This window comes from Halalkalibacter krulwichiae (assembly GCF_002109385.1).
Classification (GTDB): Bacteria; Bacillota; Bacilli; order Bacillales; family Bacillaceae_D; genus Halalkalibacter; species Halalkalibacter krulwichiae.
The window spans coordinates 734319-753068 of sequence record NZ_CP020814.1 but is presented as its reverse complement, the minus strand read 5'-3'; the positions used below and the strand labels follow the sequence as shown (position 1 = coordinate 753068).

Below are 18750 nucleotides of genomic sequence, written 5' to 3'. Positions count from 1 at the left end.
TTAAATTAGACTGAGACATTTTCGCTTTAATCTTCCCACTTAATTGTAATTAATTCACCAGTAAACGCATCTAGGTATACCTCAGCTTCAAGATCACCAACCTCAATTTCAATTTCATAAATAAGTCTGCCATCTTCCTCATCTAATTCAACATCATCGACAGTACCAGCAACATGTGTCAAAGCAATCCTAACCGCTTCTTGCTCTCCAATTACCTCTGCACGTTGCGAAGAATCAGTCTCAGATTCCCTCTCTTTTTTATCCCTAGAGGTTATCAGTAAAATTTCACCCGTTTGTGCATCCATTTCAACATCACTATAGCTATTTTCTTGACTAACCGTTATTTCATAGATCAGCTTTCCTGCTTTTTCTCCAAGATTAATATGCAGATCCGAATAGTTTTTTCCAAATGAATCTTCAATTTTTTCCTCTACTTCGTCTACAGATATCGTATTTACGACTGATTCTTCGGGCTTAACCGAAACTTCCCCCCGCTCTAAAACATGTTCTAAGGAAAGAATTTCCCCCGTTGTAGGGTCTACAATGACTTGATACAAGCCAGCAGCTTCTAATAATTCGACTTCATAAACAGTCTTTCCATTTACGTTCGTTTGGGCTATTGATTGAATTGAACCTCCAAATTGACCTTCAATTAAGTCTCTAATTTCAATTTCATCTAATGGCTCTGCTCCAGTTCTTGTAAAGGATAAAATTAAGACAACTATTAATAGAACTACCACTGCAATTGATACAAACGCCCATTTCCTTTTACTTTCCAGCATAATCCTCCCCTTTGCACTTTTATTCCCTTTAGGTAAGATCACTGTAAAAGTAGTACCAATATTCTCCAAACTACGTACGGTAATCTCACCACTATGAGCTTGAATAATAGATTTTGCGATTGCAAGACCTAAACCACTTCCTCCAGTTTGTCTACTTCTCGCTTTATCGACTCTAAAGAAACGTTCAAACACATATGGAAGGTCATTCTCTGGAATTCCAATCCCCTTATCTCTCACATCTAACCTTATTTCTCTATCTTCATCAACGATATCTACACTCAAGGAATCGTCGCTATACTTTAATCCATTTTCTAAAAGAATAAAAATTAATTGTTTGATCTGCGCTTCATCAGCCGATATAAAATAATGTTCGTTGACATTGACATGAATCTTTCTGTTAAAGGTTTGTTCTAATCGCTTAGCAATATCGTGTACCAATTTCCCAAGTTCAAATTCACTTAGCTTCGTCGGTTGATCATTTCTCCCTATTGCTAATGCGAGCATTTGCTCAGTCAAACCTTTCATTCTTCCAGATTCCTCATAAATAGCCTCTACCGCCTCTTCTAATAATTCTGGCTTGGCTTTTCCCCAACGCTTTAATAAACTAGTGTAACTTTCTATGACGGTTAGAGGCGTTCGTAATTCATGTGATGCATCTGAGACAAATTGTTGCTGCTTTTTATAATTTTCTTCTAATAATTCAATCATACGATTAAATGTCTGTCCCATCTGATCAAGTTCATCTTTTGATTGTTCAGGTACTTGAATTCGCTCAAACGTACCATCTTGTCTAATATTCTCCATTGTTTTTGTTAACGTTTTAATTGGCAAAAGTATAATACGAGATAACGCTCTTCCAGCAAAGATGGCAGGCAGTAATAAACTAATGGAAGCAATAAATAACACTAGTCTTAAAGTTGCCATCGTAGAATCATATGTGACCATTTGTTCACTATATTCGAGAGTAACAACAGATCCATCACTCCAAATAATGGGAAATCGTGAAATAACGTAACGATCGTCTGCAAAACGAATTTGTTCAGTCTCTTGCTTACTAGAATACGTTACAGGAATCTCTCTTAGTTCAGGATATTTAGTTGCTTCAATGAAAGGTTGAGAATCCTCGTTAATCACTCGAATGATTCCATTACTGGGCGTGTAAGCACGTAAAATATCCCCAGGGTTCCCGACTCCTAGACGATCTGGTCTAATTGTTTCAGCAATTGTTTGAGTTTGTAGTCCTACCCTTTCTAATTCTGCTCGAGCAGTCATTTGTCCAAACAACAAATAGATTCCGCTATTCACGACAATTAATAAAACTAATAACCACAAAGAGGAAAACAAGGTAATTCGACGTGCTATACTCATTTGGCTATTTCCCTCATCACATATCCTACTCCTCTTACTGTCTGGATAAGAGCAGGTGAGTCAAAAGGCTTATCAATTTTTTGACGTAGATAACGAATATAGACATCTACTACATTCGTATCTCCATAATAGTCAAAGCCCCAAACTTTCTCTAAAATTTGCTCACGACTTAAAACTTGATTTTCATTCTTCAACAAATAGACGAGTAAATCAAACTCTTTTGGTGTACATTCAATTACTTGACTCTCTCTCTTCACTATTCTCGTTTTCTCGTTAACAAACAACCCTCCTAATTCCAAGTCATCAGTATCCTTTTTGACTTTTAACGTTTGAGTTGACCTTAAACAAGCTCTTATTCGCGCAAGTAGTTCTTCAATTTCAAACGGCTTCGTCACATAATCATTAGCCCCTTGATCTAGACCAGAAACTTTATCAACAATTGTATCCCTTGCTGTTAACAAAATAACTGGCGTTAAATTACCTTGCGCTCGCATTCTTCTCAAAACTTCTATTCCACTAAATATAGGGATCATAATATCTAACAAAACCAGGGACCATTCTTGATTCTCCAATAATTCTAAGGCCCTTCCTCCATCAACAGCAATCTCTGTTTCATAACCTTCATATTGCAACTCCAACTGGATTACACGAGCTATCTTCGCTTCATCTTCTACAATTAAAATTCTAGTAGAGTCCATAGTAGTTTAATCTCCTCTGTTTATTTGCTTCAAGTTTACATAATAACTGTTCTCTTCACAACAAAAAGCGCATTGGATCCACTACCAATACGTCCGCATTCTCAATATAACATTGTTTCCATTAACATGTTCAATCTAAACAAATGGAAAAGAGACGAAGATCTAGATTCCCGTCTCTTTTTCCTTCATCTTATAGATACTTCCTATGCACCTTTTTTCCGTCATAGACAAATGATATCTCTTTTTCATTAATCACTGTTTCTACATGAACCGGGCGTCCCCAAAGCTGGTGAAGGTATGGAAGTACTTTCTCTAAATAACCAACATCCAGCTCTGTCCCTTCAAAGTTATGCTTAATATATAACTCTCCATTTTTTAAGTAATCGCCATCTGTAATGACTAAGTAAGGAAAACCACCATTCACTCTCGATAGCGCTAGTTGGTCTCGGACATGCTCCCATTCTTTGTCCACTACTTTATAATCTGCTCCTTGCTTTTGAAAAAGGTACATATCTTCTCTCATAACAAGATCCTTCGTTAAATAGTTTCTGATAAAAGAAAGATCTGATTCAATTTCTCTTACTTCAAAGATTTTCTCTCGTCCACTTCCAGGCTTAACACCTTGTCGCTCTTGCATATCTTTTGTTGGATTATTATAGCGTTCCTCAATATCCTCAAAGATCTTTAACCCTAGGTAATAAGGGTTAATAGTCGTTTTTGAAGGCTGCACGACACCCGCATTAAGCTTGGCGAATTCAATGGTTTCTTCACTTGTTAAATCCATCTCTCTTAATATCCTTTGGTGCCAATAAGATGCCCAGCCTTCGTTCATAATTTTTGTTTCTAACTGTGGCCAGAAATAAAGCATTTCCTCTCTCATCATTGTTAAGATATCGCGTTGCCACGGTTCTAACTCGCGACTATATTCTTCAATAAATAAAAGGATATCTTTCTCAGGACTTGGAGGGAAATTCTTTTTCCTCTTTATTTTTTCGCGCTTTACAGTTTGTTTTTCATCAAGAGCCCAAAGGTCATCATATTCAGATTTTTTGACTGGTTTCATTTCCTCTTCTGCATCTTCTATACTCCAATCCAATTTTGGCCTTAATATGCTAGGGTCTATATGCTCCTGAATAGCTAATACTGCATCTAAAAAGCTTTCTACTTCTTCCTTACCATGAAGGTGCTCATAATGGGCTATTCTTTCTGCTGTTGCACTCATGCTTTCAACCATATCACGACGAGTATTAGAAAAACGAACATTGTTCTTAAAGAAATCGCAATGTGCTAGTACATGGGCAACAATTAACTTGTTTTGTATTAATGAATTACTATCTAATAAAAACGCATAACAAGGGTCTGAATTAATAACAAGCTCGTATATTTTGCTAAGTCCTAAATCATACTGTAACTTCATTTTATGGAACTGCTTTCCGAAAGACCAATGACTGTATCTTGTTGGCATTCCATACGCACCAAATGTATAAATAATTTCTGCTGGACATATTTCATAGCGCATTTCATAGAAATCCAATCCAAACCCCTCTGCTATCTCGGTAATTTCAGCAATCGAATGTTCAAGTTCTTTCCATTTATCTGCTGACACTTGATCCCCTCCTCGAACTGCTTTCTTTCAATTTATGACAAGGAGTCGGAAATGATGAGTACAACAATTGATATTTCAATAAGATCTTCCGTTTATTTAACCGCAGATAGACTTCTAAATAGCGTTTATCTAACCCTTTTTCAGCAGCTAGAATAGAAAAAAAGTTGAAATCGTCTTGATTTCAACTTTTTTAGTCTATTATAGAAGATCGTTTACAAGTGCCATAACCGCTTGCTTCAGCTCATGAAGTGATTGTTGACTAGTCTGTAGAGTTTCTTTATTTACCCCAAAATAGAACTTGATTTTCGGCTCTGTGCCAGATGGACGAATACAGAACCATGATCCGTCCTCTAATTTATACTTTAATACATTCGATTTCGGTAACAAAATATTCGTTTTTTCATTCGTTAAGACATTGGTTGAAACACCAGCTTGATAATCTTCAGCTAACACTACTTTGTTGTTTGCAATTAAAGTAGGTGGCGTGTCACGGAATGAAGTTAAAATCTGGTTAATTTGTTCAATTCCCGCTTTCCCTTTTAAGGTTAGCGATTCAAGGCCTTCTTGATAATAACCATACTTTTCAAACAGCTCTATTAAGCCATCATAAAGATTCATTTTGCGTGATTTATAATATGCAGCCAACTCAGCAGCTAATAAACAAGCTTGAACTGCATCCTTATCTCGAACAAAATCACCGATTAAATAGCCATAGCTTTCTTCATATCCAAATAGGAAACTGTGCTCCCCTGTTTGTTCATATTGCTTAATCTTTTCTCCGATAAATTTAAATCCAGTTAATGTATCAACAGTAGTTAAATTGTAATGTTCGGCTACTGCCCGACCAATTTCTGATGTTACAATTGTCTTCAGAACAACTCCATTTTCAGGTAGTATGTTTTGTTCCTTTTTCTGGGAGAGAATATAATCAAGCATTAATGCACCTGTCTGATTTCCTGTTAAAACGACATATTCACCAGAAGGGTTTTTCACTGCAACTCCAACCCGATCGCCATCAGGGTCTGTTGCCAAGAGTACGTCAGCATCTATCTTATTCCCTTCCTCAATTGCTAATAAGAATGCTGCATGCTCTTCTGGATTAGGAGATTTAACGGTTGAAAAATTAGGATCTGGTAACTCTTGTTCCAGTACGACCGTAACTTCTGTAAAGCCACTCGTTTCTAAAACACGTCTTACTGGAATATTTGCCGCTCCATGTAAAGGAGTGAAAACAATTTTAACATCTTTACCATGCTGCTCAATTACTTCTTTTTGAATAAGAATACTTTTTAATTCATTATTGTACGCTTCATCAATTTCATCAGATACGATTTTTAATGTTCGATTTCCTTTAAGCTCTAATTCATCAGCTACTTCTATGAGAAGTTCATCTTCAACTTCATTAACAAAGTTAATTAATTCCTCCGCAGGGCCAGGTGGTAATTGTCCTCCATCCTCCCCATACACCTTAAACCCATTGTATTCTGGTGGATTATGACTCGCTGTAATAACAATTCCAGCAGATGCATTCAAATATCTCACTGCGAACGACAGTTCTGGAGTAGGACGCAAATCATGAAACAAATACGAACGGATCCCATGATTGCCTAACGTTAAGGCACACTCTAATGCAAATTCTCTAGATTTATGACGTGAATCAAAGGCGATGGCCACTCCACGTTCTTTTGTTTCAATCCCTTTGTTATTTAGAAAACGCGCAAGTCCCTCTGCTGCACGACGAATCGTATATGTATTCATTCGGTTTGGACCAGGGCCAATTTCCCCTCGCATGCCACCTGTCCCAAATTCCAAATCTTTATAAAAGCAATCTTCTAATTCAGTGTCATTACCTTTTCGATTTTCTAACTCTTCCTTCCACTCTGCTTCTAATGCAGAAAAGCTAGCCCATTTGTTGTAAACTTCCTTCCAACTCATCTTATCTCCTCCTGTTGTCTCTAAAAAGATATATTATATCATTCTAGGCATTGCTGCGATTTCCTTTTTTCACACAAAAAAAGAAGACATAAAAGCCACTGAAAAAGGTGCGGTTTCCACCTATCCCCAGTGACTTCTATGCAATATATTATATGACAACCTCGTACGTTAAGCTTCTCGTGCCAGGCTTTGCGGCATTGTTCTGCAGCTACTTCAGGAACCTTGAGACACAAAAAGTTCTTTAACACCTGTATTGATATAAAGAATTTTTATCTCGTTAACGGTTTACATTTTGAATTCGTTCTATTTCAAATTGTAAATCTTGAGGCAACGGTTGTTCTAAATGGAATAGATCCTTTGGGTCACGATCAACATCCGATACAATCGTACCCTGCACTTCAAATAACAGCTGATTTCGATAGATCTTATCATTTTTAGAACTCTCAACCATCGCAATCCATGTACCTGGTACTGAAAAGATAATTTCCGTCTCATATAGCCCATTTTCTAACCGACTAAATCTTTTCTCAATTTGGTGGACCGTACCTGGTCGATCAAAGACCGCTTTCATGTTTGCTTCGTTAATAGGGTTCCCCTGCTCATCTTCTAGGTATAAGTGAAAATCTACTGCATCTCCAGTCCAAATTGAACCTGAGTCAACAAGAGATATCGACCAATCTGTTTCTAACTCCTCTTTATCAAATATGGCAATAGTAAAGAATATAATACTACTTACACAGTATACAATGGCAATCATAAGCAATGATCGGGTTAACGAATTCTGTTGTTCCAGTCTCATCATGTTTGCCTCCTCTTTTACATCATCAGCTTTGCCAAACTAATGAGGAGGTAAACGTCTGGAATTACTGCTTGTAATTGATTTGGTAAATATCGTGTCTACGATCGCGTAATTGATTCACACTTCCTGCTCTACGGTTACGTCGCAAACTCTCCAAATCGACATCTCCAACAACAACCGTCTCAATATTAGCCTGACATTCTCCCACTATTCCATCTCGAGCAAATGTAAAATCAGACGGACTGAATATCCCTGATTGCGCATATTGAATATCCATATTTTCTACATCTGTTAAATTCCCTACTGTTCCAGATAAAACAGTGTAAACCTGATTTTCTATTGCACGAGCTTGGGAACAATACCTGACTCTTAAATAACCTTGCCTATCATCTGTACAGAATGGCGTAAAGATTATGTTTGCTCCTCTATCTACCGCTATTCTCGCCAATTCAGGGAACTCAATATCGTAGCATATTTGTATGGCAATCTTTCCACAGTCTGTATCAAATACATTTACATGATCGCCACCTGAAATTCCCCAAAATTTGCGTTCATTTGGAGTAATATGAAGTTTGTACTGCTTTTCAATCGTACCATCTCTTCTAAATAAGTAGGCAATATTATAGATTTTCCCTTCCTCTTCTACAAAGTGCGATCCTCCGATTATATTGACATTGTATTTAACAGCTAAGCTTGTAAACAACTCAATATAATCCTCAGTAAATTCAGTCAAACGCCTAATTGCTAGACTTGGACTTTTCTCCGGTAAAAAAGATAATAGTTGCAATGTAAATATCTCAGGGAACACAGCGAAATCTGACTGATAGCTTGCTGCTACGTCCGTATAATATTCACATTGGACAGCAAAATCTTCAAAAGAGGAAATCTTCTTCATTGCATACTGGATCGTAGTAATGCGGACAGGAAACGAGGTCTTAAATTGACGTTTAGGTACTGTTGGACGGTAATCAATATTATTCCATTCCATTAACGTTGCATATTTAAGCGAAGCACGGTCATCATCCAAGTAATTTGGATTTATCCGCTTTAAAGTGAATCCATTCATCACCTGAAAAGTAAGAACTGGATCATATATATTATGCATAGTCACTTCTTCCACATAGCGGCGCGGTGTCATTTCCTTGGCGTACTTATAATAGTTAGGTATTCTGCCTCCGATAATGATACTCTTTAAATTAAATTGACGTGCCAAATCCTTTCTAGCTTCGTACAATCTATGCCCGATCTTCATTCGACGATATTCAGGGTGTACCATTACCTCTATTCCATATAGATTGTAACCCTCATAATCATGGTTTGTTATATATCCATTGTCTGTTATTTCATCCCATGTATGCTGGTCATCATACTCATCAAAGTTTATAATTAAACTGGCGCAAGAACCTATAATCTCCCCATCAAATTCAACACAAAATTGTCCTTCTGGAAAAATATCATGGTGACTTTGTAAATGCTCCCGTTCCCAAGGCTCCATATTAGGAAAACATATTTTTTGCATTTCTATGATTGCATCAAAGTCCTTCTCTTCGATGTTACGAATAATCATCTTTTTTTCAAACTTAGAAATATCTATCTTCTTAGACATGTAACCATCTCCTTTACCCTTTCATTCAAGAAGTTTACCCGTTTTCAGCTTAAATGAACACACTTTTGCAAAGAAAACTACATTGATACTGAATTGAAGTATGTACATTTATTGTTCCAATTTCTGAATCTAACGGAACGGTGATAAATGGGTTGCCACAATGAAGTCGAGATTCACCTTCACTTACTACTGGAGTTGTGACATCAATGATACATGCTAGTTTTGATAACTCAGTAGCGGTTGTTCTAGCAATCCAATTCCCAAATTCTTGAACAGCACTCCAACCTAATTCATCAATTTGATTAATTTCCATTCCACCCATGATTGTCCCAATGAGCTTTGTTGTTCTAGTCCTATCAAAATATCTCTTACTCACAGACACGAATTAGTTAGAAAGGCAATTTCTTAGGAATGTTACTCTCCTGTAAGCATAGACTGTTATCAATAAAGTGGCATGACCACGTAAGGGAGCTGCTCCTACATCAGACGATTCAGTCCAAAAGGGCTCTCTTTTATTTTTTAAACCTAATTAGACAGGGGCTGTAAATAATATGAATAAAGGTAAAGAATGTGTCGCTATGCTGCTTGCGGGCGGAGAAGGGAAGAGACTAGGGAATCTAACAAAAAAATTAGCCAAGCCTGCTGTATACTTTGGAGGGAAGTATCGAATAATTGATTTCCCTTTAAGCAACTGCATAAATTCAGGAATTGAAACAGTTGGAGTGCTTACCCAATATGAACCACTTGCCCTAAATTCACACTTAGGGATTGGAACTCCTTGGGACTTAGATCGACATAGCGGTGGTTTAACTTGCCTTCCTCCGTTTGTTGAGAAAAGAGGCGGCTCATGGTATGCCGGAACAGCTGATGCTATTTATCAAAATCGACATTTCATTGACCAGTATGACCCTGAACATGTCTTAATCTTATCAGGAGATCATATTTATAAGATGGATTATAGTTTAATGCTTGATTATCACAAAGAACGTGGTGCAGAGGCTACCATCTCAGTCATAGAAGTCCCTTGGAATGAAGCCAACCGTTTTGGAATTATGAACGCAACAGACAGTGGACATATTACTGAATTTGAAGAAAAGCCTTCTAACCCTCAAAGCAATCTTGCTTCTATGGGTATTTATATATTTAACTGGTCTGTTTTAAAAGAATATTTAATTGAAGATGCACAACAACTAGAATCTAGTCATGATTTTGGAAAAGATATTATTCCTGCTATGTTACAAGATGAAAGAAGGCTTTTCGCTTATCCCTTTTCAGGATATTGGAAAGATGTTGGTACAGTAGAAAGCTTTTGGGAGGCTAATATGGATTTACTCGCCAAACAACCTTCTCTCAAACTCCACGAATATAATTGGCGTATTTATTCAGTAAATGCTTGTCAATCACCTCAATATATTTCACCCTATGCTAAAATCACAAACTCTCTTATTAGCGAAGGTTGCTTAATTTACGGCAGCATTTCTCAATCAATTATTTTTCATCAAGTAGGAATCGGCTGCGAGAGTGTTATAGAGCAATCTGTAATCATGCCAAATGCTAAAATTGGCCAGAATGTGAAATTGAATAAAGTTATTGTTGCTGAAGGAGTTACGATACCGGACAATACTGAGATTTCCTCATCAGAAGACGAAATCCTTGTCATTGATAAAGATACTCCTCTAAAAAAGCAGGTTTCTATTTAATAACAAATTATATAGTGAGAGGAAGAAGTAAATGGAAAGATTGATGGGCGTCATACATTTAGATAGTGAACAAAATTTATTGAAAGAACTTACGTATTTCCGTTGTGGAGCTGCCGTACCGTTTGCCGGTCGATACCGATTAATTGATTTTGCCCTTTCAAACATGGTTAATTCTCAAATTCGGGATATAGCTGTATTTACAAGGGAAAAATACCGTTCTTTAATGGATCACTTAGGAAACGGCAAAGCATGGGACCTAGATCGTAAACGAGGAGGATTGTTTATTCTCCCCCCAGATTGGAATGATCCTACAGATTTATCCAGAGGCGAATTACAGCATTTTCATAATAATCGTGATTTCTTTGACCGCGGCATAGCAGATTATGTTCTAATTACGGGTACACATCATATATGTAACATTAATTATGAGAAAGTATTTCAGGAACATCTCCGTTCTGGAGCAGATGTTACAGCAATCTACCAACCCATTAATACATTGGAAACTGAGCACGCTCTAGAAAAGAAGCTCGAAATCAATACTAAAGGCGAAGTAACCAATCTAACAACTGATGTAAACAACCCAAACTTATTTATGGATATGTATATTATCAAAAAGTCTCTTCTACTAGAACTTGTAGACTATTGCATCGCACGCCAAAAGGAGAATTTATTAATTGATGGCATTATAGCCAACCTTAATACCCTTTCCGTTAAGACATACGAATATAAGGGGTATTTAGCCGTTATTAATTCCATTGAAAGTTATTATAAACACAGTATTTCTTTACTAGACATAGATGTTTACACCCAGCTCTTCTTAAACCGTAAACCAATCTATACAAAACCTAAAGACGAACCCCCTACAAAGTATATGAAAACAGCACAAACAAGTAACTCCTTGTTGGCTAATGGATGTGTTATTGAAGGAACTGTCGAAAATAGTATTCTGTTCCGCGGTGTTCATGTCCATAAAAATGCAGTTGTCCGAAACAGCATTATCATGCAACGCTGTGAAATTCAAGAAGGAACAATTCTAGAAAATGTCATATTAGATAAAGACATTGTTATTTCTCCAAAGCGAACGTTTATTGGAGCCCCCGAAAACCCTTATGTTTTTGCCAAAAGAAAAGTAATGTAATTTACTAGAGAAGGAGTTCTGCTTATGAATATCGTAATGGCTGCTTCAGAGTGTGCACCATATTTTAAAACAGGAGGGTTAGCAGATGTAGTTGCTGCCCTCCCAAAAGCTCTTGCAAATAACGACCATACACTTACTGTTGTTTTACCAAAACATCGTAATCTTCCAGATGAAATACAGTCTAAATTGAAATTCATCTGCTCATTTGATGTTTATGTTAGATGGAGAAAGCAATATTGTGGTATTTTGGCATATGAAACTGAGGAAGTTACCTATTACTTTATTGATAATGAATACTATTTTGACAGAATGCAAATGTATGGAGAAATGGATGATGCAGAACGTTATGCCTTCTTTACTCATGCCTTTTTTGAAGCATTAGACCGTTTAAACCTTGAACCAGATTTAATCCATTGCCATGACTGGCAAACTGCATTAATTCCAACCTATATAAAAGCCGGTGCTGTTCAGAGAAACGTAAAAACCGTATTTACAATCCATAATTTGAAATATCAAGGCATCTTCCCATTGACTATCTTTGATGAGTTGCTCCATTTAGACCAGATCCATCTTGGAGGGTTAGAGTTTAATGGCACCATTAATTTTATGAAATCAGCTCTCGTACACGCTGACTGGGTTACAACAGTAAGTCCAACCTATGCAAATGAGATACTAGACCCTTATTATGGCGAAGGATTAGAAACCTTTCTTCACGAACGACAAACGAGTTTAACTGGGATCGTTAACGGAATTGATGAAGAAATCTATAATCCAGAATCAGACTTGTATGTTTCTATCCCTTATAAAAAGCACTATGGCCGCAAAAAGGAAAATAAACGAATTATGCAACAAGAGTTGGACCTTACTGTTTCAAAAGAAATCCCAATGTTTGTAGTAATTAGCCGTCTAGTTGAAGAAAAGGGACTCCCCTTACTCGTTCATATCATTGATGAATTGTTAACAACTGAGTCGGTTCAGGTAGTTATTATGGGGACTGGAGAAACAGGGTTCGAAGATCATTTCCAGGATATTTCTAACCGTTACCCAAATACTTGTCGTTTTATGAATGTTTTTCAAGAAGGACTGGCAAGAAGGTTGTATGCCGCTTCTGATTTTTTCCTAATGCCTTCACGGTTTGAGCCTTGTGGACTAAGCCAATTAATCGCGCTTCGTTATGAGAGTGTACCGATTGTAAGGGAAACAGGAGGGCTAAAAGATACAATCAAACCATACAATGAATACACTGGAGAAGGAAATGGCTTTTCTTTCACGAATTATAATGCAGACGACTTTTTAAATACGATTCGTTATGCGATTCACTTATATCACCAACCAAAGCATTGGAATCAAATCTTAAAAAATGTTTACAAAAGCAAATTGAACTGGGAACATTCGGCCGCAAAATATGAGAACATTTATAAGAAACTACTGAACCCCAAATATGAGGAGGAACACTATGGCAATGACAGTAGAACAGCTAAGTCAGATGTTACGCGAGAAACTCACCTCGTCATTCGGTAAAAGTTTAGAAGATGCTACGACCAAAGAAATGTTTCAGTCAATTTGTCTCACAATGAAAGAATCGATCAATGCTAATTGGAGAATGACTCAAGAAACATACGATGAAAATGAGAGTAAACAAGTTTATTACTTCTCTATGGAATTTTTACTAGGAAGGTTAATTGAATCGAACCTCCTAAATATGGGGTTATTAGACCTATATAAAGATACCTTAACTTCTCTTGGCTTTGATCCTGAAGAAGTATTCAGAGAAGAACATGATGCCGGTCTTGGGAATGGTGGTCTTGGAAGACTTGCCGCCTGCTTTTTAGATTCTTTAGCCTCCCTTCAGTTACCTGGATACGGAATGGGAATTCGCTATAAATATGGCTTGTTTCAACAAAAGGTTGTGAATGGGTATCAAGTCGAGTTACCAGACAATTGGTTAAAAGATGAATATATGTGGGAGACAAAACGAGGTGACAAAGCCATTGAAGTTCGTTTTGGAGGGACTGTTGAGACAACAATGGAAAACGGTCACCTCCACTTCCATCACCAAGATTATGAACGAGTACTGGCAGTTCCTTACGACGTACCTATTGTCGGATACGATAATAATACAGTCAATACACTCAGACTATGGAGTGCTGAATCAACTACGAATTCCTTTCACTTCCACTCAAGTCGCGGACATGATTATTATCACTATCTCGACTACAAAAGATCAATTGAAAAAATTTCTGAATTTCTCTATCCGGATGACTCCTACTATGAAGGAAAAATACTAAGGTTAAAACAACAGTATTTCTTAGTGTCTGCAGGTCTCCAAAGCATCTTACAACGATTTAAGAAACGAAATAAGCCCTTAGCTCAACTGTCAGAGCACGTTGTCGTACAAATTAATGATACACACCCGAGCCTTGTCGTACCTGAATTAATGAGATTGTTAATTGATGAAGAGAAACTCGGGTGGGATGAAGCTTGGGCCATCACTGAAAAGACGGTTGCATACACAAACCATACTACATTAAGTGAAGCTTTAGAAAAATGGCCTGAAGAAATGATCAAGACCTTATTTCCAAGGCTTTATTTAATCATCCATGAAATCAATGAGCGTTTCTGTAAAATGCTTTGGTATGATTATCCAAAGTTACGGGAGAAGATTTCTGAAATGGCGATCATCTCTTACGAACACGTACACATGTCTCACTTAGCTATGGTTGGAAGCTTTAGTATTAATGGGGTTGCGAAGTTACATACAAATATACTAAAAGATCGCGTAATGAAACCCTTTTATACTGTATTTCCAGAACGTTTTAACAACAAAACAAATGGAATCACCCACAGACGCTGGTTATTAAATGTAAACCCTGAGTTAGCCAATGTAATCTCAGAAGCAATTGGTACTAATTGGATTCGAACTCCAAATGAATTAACAAAATTACTTCCATTTGCCGAAGATGCTTCTTTTCAACAAGCAATAGCCAAAGTAAAGCATGATAATAAACTTAAGTTGGCTTCTTTTATTAAGAGACACTATGATATTACAATTGACGACCATTCAATCGTTGATGTTCACATCAAACGGCTACATGGCTACAAACGGCAATTACTTAATTTATTTCATGTTATTCATCTCTACAATCGCTGCATTGAAGATCCATATTTGGAGTTAACGCCTAGAACATTTATTTTTGGTGCAAAAGCTGCACCTGGTTATTTCTTTGCAAAACAAGTTATTAAACTCATTAACGCCGTTGCAGAAAAAATAAACCACCACCCTCAAGTCAGTAAGAAAATCAAAGTTGTATTTCTTGAAAATTACTCTGTAAGTTTAGCAGAACGTATTATTCCAGCAGCCGATTTAAGCGAACAAATTTCAACTGCCAGCAAAGAAGCTTCTGGAACAGGTAACATGAAACTAATGATGAACGGTGCTCTTACAATCGGAACACTAGATGGTGCAAATGTAGAAATTAGAGAACTTGTTGGAGATGAGAATATTTTCACATTCGGCTTAACATCAGACGAAGTATTCCGTTATCAACAAGCTGGTGAGTATCGGGCTCGTGATTATTATAATAATGACAGGCGGTTAAGAAATGTAATGGATTTACTTGTTAATCAGCACTTCTCAGATGATGATGTTGAATTTAAAGATATCTTTTATTCTCTTTTATACAATAACGACGAGTATTTCGTCTTAAGAGATTTCGACAATTACACAGAAGCACAAAATAATGTGCAAGAAACTTATCAACAACAATCTGATTGGTTACAAAAAAGCATTATTAATATTGCCTATTCCGGTAACTTTTCAAGCGACCGCACTATTCAAGAATACGCTGAGGAAATATGGCAAATTAAACCTACCAAAATTGGAAACCTAATTATTAACTAAAAAGAGGGATTCGGAGAACAGTTGAAATTAGTACTCCGAATCCCTTTTTACTTATTGCTAACATTGGATCATTAATTAAGCATGAGGCATTTGAAAATAGCCATTATAAAAAGACAGTATAGCAGACTCTTTTCAATCTTTCCTTCTAACAAAACTTCTATTTTTGATCCACCGATTTCTAATCTTAACAGCTCTCTCTACTTTATCAGTGAATAGAGCATCACAACCACTATTAATAAACTGTTTAATTAACTGATCCTCATTCACTGTATAAGGCCTTAAACGAAAACCATTATAAATCATTCCCTTATCTCTTCTTCTCTTAAACTAATATGCGAAAAATGATAACCTCTAATCTTAAGTCTTCTCAAATATTCCTCTGGTTTAAATAAAGCAGAAGCTACAATAATTGCCATTTCTATTAGAGGAGCCTCTTCTGTGAGACTTTGAATGGTTGGATGGTCAAAGGATGATAGAATAAGCCGATCTTCACAGTCGAATTTCTTCAAAATAGAGAGAATCGCGGCTATCATTTCTTCTCTATCTGTAACTACTCCTTTGAGTTCAATATTTAACATGATAGAATTCCCCATTGCCCATGCTAGTACCTCTTCAAGAGTTGAGATTTTCTGCGAGTCAAATCGCTCCCCAAACCAAGCCCCTGCGCTAAACTCTTTCAATTCCCTTACTGTTAAGTCTCTAACTCTACCAGAGCCTGTCGTTGTGCGATCAACAGTTAAATCATGAATGACAACTGGTACATTGTCTTTCGTTAGTTGCACATCAAATTCAATGCCATCGGCTCCGTAGTCAACTGCTGCTTGAAAAGCAACCATAGTATTTTCAGGGTATTTGTCTGAATATCCTCTATGAGCATATATTTTTATCAAAAGCCATTCCCCTTCCATCGTTGCCTAGATAATTTGTAGAAAAAAAGATGAAGCCTCTTCGCTTCATCTTTCAATCAAACTAGAATGAAATTACTAAATTCCTGCAGATCGCTGTAGTCTTTTCGCAATTTCTAAGAAATCGTCATGAGAAATTCCTGGTGCAAACTCTTCAGGTATTTCAGGATAGTCTGGCATTGGAGCCCCTTGAGGCGCTCCCCGAACGACTTCTACCGGCTGCCCGTCTTCAGGGTGCACTCCCTTCCAAATTTTATCAATATCTTGATAATCGGTCGGACTAAAGGTATATAGCTTCCGATGAATACCTTGATCTTCAAATTTTCGTGCATAATCAAATGCTTTGTTTTCTAAAGATGGTATTGGTACCATCTTTGTCATATCTACTCCTGTAGCGACTTCAAGTGCCTTTGCGTAAGCAACGACATGTACACCACCACGAACGAGAAGATAACCTATCATTTCTCTTGCTACCGGATTATCAGTCATCTCATAAACTCTCATCTTATGTGTTCTAGCTCCACATTCAAGAAAGAAATTATGGAGTAAATCTAATATTAGATTCCCACTATTAAATACATTTTCTCCAGTCCAAGGAGCTCCCATTGAATTCATTGGATATGACGCTTGCGCAGTTTCAATAAAGTGTCGAGTGATTCTCTTATCCTTCGCGTTTTGCATTGGTGTAATGTCAGGGTCACCAGGGAAAGTTGTTCCTTCAATCATATGATTAATTGTGTTAGCTACAAGCTCAACATGACCAAATTCCTCAGCTGTAATACTTGCAATTAAATCATAAAATGGCTTCAACTTCTTTTTACTTCGAAAATTAAAAGACTGATACATATAATTATTTAATGTCGACATCTCGCCAAATTTACCGCCAAGTAATTCTTGAACTGCTGCAGCCGCATTTGCATCAGGATGTTCAGGCTTCGGTAAATCAATAAGTAACCGATCAAGACGTAAAATCAATCGTTTTCCCCCCATTCAAACAAATTAGGACTCAATATGTTCATATGTTGAAAAACGATTGTCCTATACCTAATAATTATTTGTGGGTTTGAGTAAAAGGTTCTAGTTTCCCAATACGATTGATCGCTTCCTTCAAAATATCATCATCGCTTAACAAAGCAATTCGAACATACCCTTCTCCATGATCACCAAACCCGATACCTGGAGCTACTACAACTCGTGCTTCTTCAAGTAATAAATCTGCAAATTCTGCTGAAGCATAGCCTTTTGGTACAGGGAACCAAGCAAAGAAAGACCCCTTTGGTGCGTTGACATTCCATCCTATCTTTTTAGCTGCCTCTACGAGTGTATTTCGACGTTTTTCATACATTTTGATCAATTGTTCAACATTTGATTGGTCCGTTGAAAGAGCATAAGCAGCCGCTTCTTGAATTCCACCAAATATAGAGCAATAATAATGATCTTGAATAAGTTCTATTGCCTTAACAACACTTGGATTTCCTACAACGAAACCAACTCTCCATCCAGCCATATTATACGTCTTAGAAAGTGTTAACATCTCAACACCAACTTCTTTCGCTCCAGGAGTTTGAAGAAAGCTAAGAGGTTTTTTACCATCAAAGCCAATCGCTCCATAAGCAAAATCATGGACCACACAAACATCATATTTATTTGCAACTTCAATTGCTTCCTTAAAGAGTTCTGGCGTTGCAACTGCTCCTGTCGGGTTATTAGGATAATTTAAGAACATTAATTTAGCTTCTTGCCATGTATTCTCATCAATTATCGAAAAGTCAGGATGAAAATGATTTTCTTCCAAAAGCGGCATCGCATGCATCTTAGCGCCAGCTAAAGCAATTCCAGACCAGTAATCAGGATAACCTGGATCTGGAACTAAAGCTATATCTCCTTTGTTTAGAAAGCATTGGCTTATTTCAACTAACCCTGTTTTTGTCCCTGCTAGAACGGCAACCTCGGTATCTGGATCAACCTCTACTCCATATTCCCTTTGATAATAATCTGCAACAGCTTTTTTTAAAAACGGAAACCCGGCAAACGGAGGGTATTTATGATAGTGTGGATTACTTGCTGACTGTTCAAGTTTATCTACAATACCTTTAGGAGTAGGTTGATCAGGGTTTCCTTGACCTAAATTAATCACATCATTATGCATTTCCTTTATTTTCATTACTTTATTTACAAGGTTTGAAAAGAATTGTTCTGGCAGACGCTCTAAAGCATCCGATTGTTTAAATGTTTTCACTTTTACTGGCCACCTTCTTGTCTTATATAAGAAAACCGAAAAGCTATCTGTAAGGATCGTTACTTAGTTTCTT

The 18750-nt window shown here is 37.0% G+C and carries 15 protein-coding genes; 4 read left to right on the top strand and 11 right to left on the bottom strand.

Annotation, left to right across the window (positions count from 1 at the left end):
- Positions 1–26: 26 nt before the first annotated feature.
- The 7 genes from BkAM31D_RS03930 to BkAM31D_RS03900 all read right to left on the bottom strand — a co-directional run bounded on the left by BkAM31D_RS03930 (position 27) and on the right by BkAM31D_RS03900 (position 9107).
- A complete protein-coding gene (locus BkAM31D_RS03930; RefSeq protein ID WP_085449731.1) occupies positions 27–2150 on the bottom strand; it encodes an ATP-binding protein in 2124 nt (707 codons plus the stop codon).
- Entirely contained in the window at positions 2147–2848 is a 702-nt protein-coding gene (locus BkAM31D_RS03925; RefSeq protein ID WP_066155979.1) for a response regulator transcription factor, read from the bottom strand. Before BkAM31D_RS03925 ends, BkAM31D_RS03930 begins: the two co-directional genes overlap by 4 nt.
- A gap of 190 nt (positions 2849–3038) precedes the next feature.
- Positions 3039–4454 carry a SpoVR family protein gene (locus BkAM31D_RS03920; protein ID WP_066155983.1) on the bottom strand — a complete coding sequence of 472 codons (1416 nt, stop codon included), beginning with the start codon at positions 4452–4454 and terminating at the stop codon, positions 3039–3041.
- Between the two features lie 198 nt (positions 4455–4652).
- Positions 4653–6389, bottom strand: coding sequence for a phospho-sugar mutase (locus BkAM31D_RS03915; RefSeq protein ID WP_066155986.1), 1737 nt, complete (start codon positions 6387–6389; stop codon positions 4653–4655).
- A gap of 277 nt (positions 6390–6666) precedes the next feature.
- A complete protein-coding gene (locus tag BkAM31D_RS03910; RefSeq protein ID WP_084372264.1) occupies positions 6667–7191 on the bottom strand; it encodes a FixH family protein in 525 nt (174 codons plus the stop codon).
- Positions 7192–7252: 61 nt separating this feature from the next.
- Positions 7253–8794 carry a bifunctional GNAT family N-acetyltransferase/carbon-nitrogen hydrolase family protein gene (locus BkAM31D_RS03905; RefSeq protein WP_066155991.1) on the bottom strand — a complete coding sequence of 514 codons (1542 nt, stop codon included), beginning with the start codon at positions 8792–8794 and terminating at the stop codon, positions 7253–7255.
- A gap of 49 nt (positions 8795–8843) precedes the next feature.
- Positions 8844–9107, bottom strand: coding sequence for a chemotaxis protein CheC (locus BkAM31D_RS03900; RefSeq protein WP_257391631.1), 264 nt, complete (start codon positions 9105–9107; stop codon positions 8844–8846).
- A gap of 238 nt (positions 9108–9345) precedes the next feature.
- Here BkAM31D_RS03900 and BkAM31D_RS03895 point away from each other — a divergent pair, with 238 nt between their 5' ends.
- The 4 genes from BkAM31D_RS03895 to BkAM31D_RS03880 are packed head-to-tail and all read left to right on the top strand — an operon-like array spanning position 9346 to position 15533.
- Entirely contained in the window at positions 9346–10494 is a 1149-nt protein-coding gene (locus BkAM31D_RS03895) for a glucose-1-phosphate adenylyltransferase (RefSeq protein ID WP_066155996.1), read from the top strand.
- 31 nt (positions 10495–10525) lie between these two features.
- Positions 10526–11632, top strand: coding sequence for a glucose-1-phosphate adenylyltransferase subunit GlgD (gene glgD, locus BkAM31D_RS03890; RefSeq protein WP_066155999.1), 1107 nt, complete (start codon positions 10526–10528; stop codon positions 11630–11632).
- 24 nt (positions 11633–11656) lie between these two features.
- Positions 11657–13153, top strand: a complete 1497-nt coding sequence (glgA, locus tag BkAM31D_RS03885; protein ID WP_066156002.1) for a glycogen synthase GlgA — start codon at positions 11657–11659, stop codon at positions 13151–13153.
- A complete protein-coding gene (locus BkAM31D_RS03880) occupies positions 13089–15533 on the top strand; it encodes a glycogen/starch/alpha-glucan phosphorylase (RefSeq protein WP_066156005.1) in 2445 nt (814 codons plus the stop codon). Before glgA ends, BkAM31D_RS03880 begins: the two co-directional genes overlap by 65 nt.
- 132 nt (positions 15534–15665) lie before the next feature.
- On the opposite strand, the gene BkAM31D_RS23445 is transcribed toward BkAM31D_RS03880, so the two are convergent.
- From BkAM31D_RS23445 to BkAM31D_RS03865, 4 genes are all read right to left on the bottom strand, one after another.
- Positions 15666–15836, bottom strand: a complete 171-nt coding sequence (locus BkAM31D_RS23445; RefSeq protein WP_157108274.1) for a hypothetical protein — start codon at positions 15834–15836, stop codon at positions 15666–15668.
- The gene (locus tag BkAM31D_RS03875) at positions 15833–16423 is read right to left on the bottom strand and encodes a glycerophosphodiester phosphodiesterase family protein (protein WP_180319892.1); all 591 of its coding nucleotides are present in this window, start codon (positions 16421–16423) and stop codon (positions 15833–15835) included. The genes BkAM31D_RS23445 and BkAM31D_RS03875 overlap by 4 nt, the downstream gene beginning before the upstream one ends.
- 93 nt (positions 16424–16516) lie before the next feature.
- A complete protein-coding gene (locus tag BkAM31D_RS03870) occupies positions 16517–17428 on the bottom strand; it encodes a manganese catalase family protein (protein ID WP_371807180.1) in 912 nt (303 codons plus the stop codon).
- Between the two features lie 61 nt (positions 17429–17489).
- Positions 17490–18677, bottom strand: coding sequence for a pyridoxal phosphate-dependent aminotransferase (locus BkAM31D_RS03865; protein WP_066156013.1), 1188 nt, complete (start codon positions 18675–18677; stop codon positions 17490–17492).
- Positions 18678–18750: the final 73 nt, after the last annotated feature.

Excerpts from the sequence above, each read along its gene's own strand:
- BkAM31D_RS03930 (WP_085449731.1), bottom strand. The coding sequence starts at position 2,150 with ATGAGTATAGCACGTCGAATTACCTTGTTTTCCTCTTTGTGGTTATTA.
- BkAM31D_RS03925 (WP_066155979.1), bottom strand. The coding sequence starts at position 2,848 with ATGGACTCTACTAGAATTTTAATTGTAGAAGATGAAGCGAAGATAGCT.
- BkAM31D_RS03915 (WP_066155986.1), bottom strand. The coding sequence starts at position 6,389 with ATGAGTTGGAAGGAAGTTTACAACAAATGGGCTAGCTTTTCTGCATTA.
- BkAM31D_RS03910 (WP_084372264.1), bottom strand. The coding sequence starts at position 7,191 with ATGATGAGACTGGAACAACAGAATTCGTTAACCCGATCATTGCTTATG.
- BkAM31D_RS03905 (WP_066155991.1), bottom strand. The coding sequence starts at position 8,794 with ATGTCTAAGAAGATAGATATTTCTAAGTTTGAAAAAAAGATGATTATT.
- BkAM31D_RS03900 (WP_257391631.1), bottom strand. The coding sequence starts at position 9,107 with ATGGAAATTAATCAAATTGATGAATTAGGTTGGAGTGCTGTTCAAGAA.
- BkAM31D_RS03895 (WP_066155996.1), top strand. The coding sequence starts at position 9,346 with ATGAATAAAGGTAAAGAATGTGTCGCTATGCTGCTTGCGGGCGGAGAA.
- glgD (WP_066155999.1), top strand. The coding sequence starts at position 10,526 with ATGGAAAGATTGATGGGCGTCATACATTTAGATAGTGAACAAAATTTA.
- glgA (WP_066156002.1), top strand. The coding sequence starts at position 11,657 with ATGAATATCGTAATGGCTGCTTCAGAGTGTGCACCATATTTTAAAACA.
- BkAM31D_RS03880 (WP_066156005.1), top strand. The coding sequence starts at position 13,089 with ATGGCAATGACAGTAGAACAGCTAAGTCAGATGTTACGCGAGAAACTC.
- BkAM31D_RS23445 (WP_157108274.1), bottom strand. The coding sequence starts at position 15,836 with ATGATTTATAATGGTTTTCGTTTAAGGCCTTATACAGTGAATGAGGAT.
- BkAM31D_RS03870 (WP_371807180.1), bottom strand. The coding sequence starts at position 17,428 with ATGGGGGGAAAACGATTGATTTTACGTCTTGATCGGTTACTTATTGAT.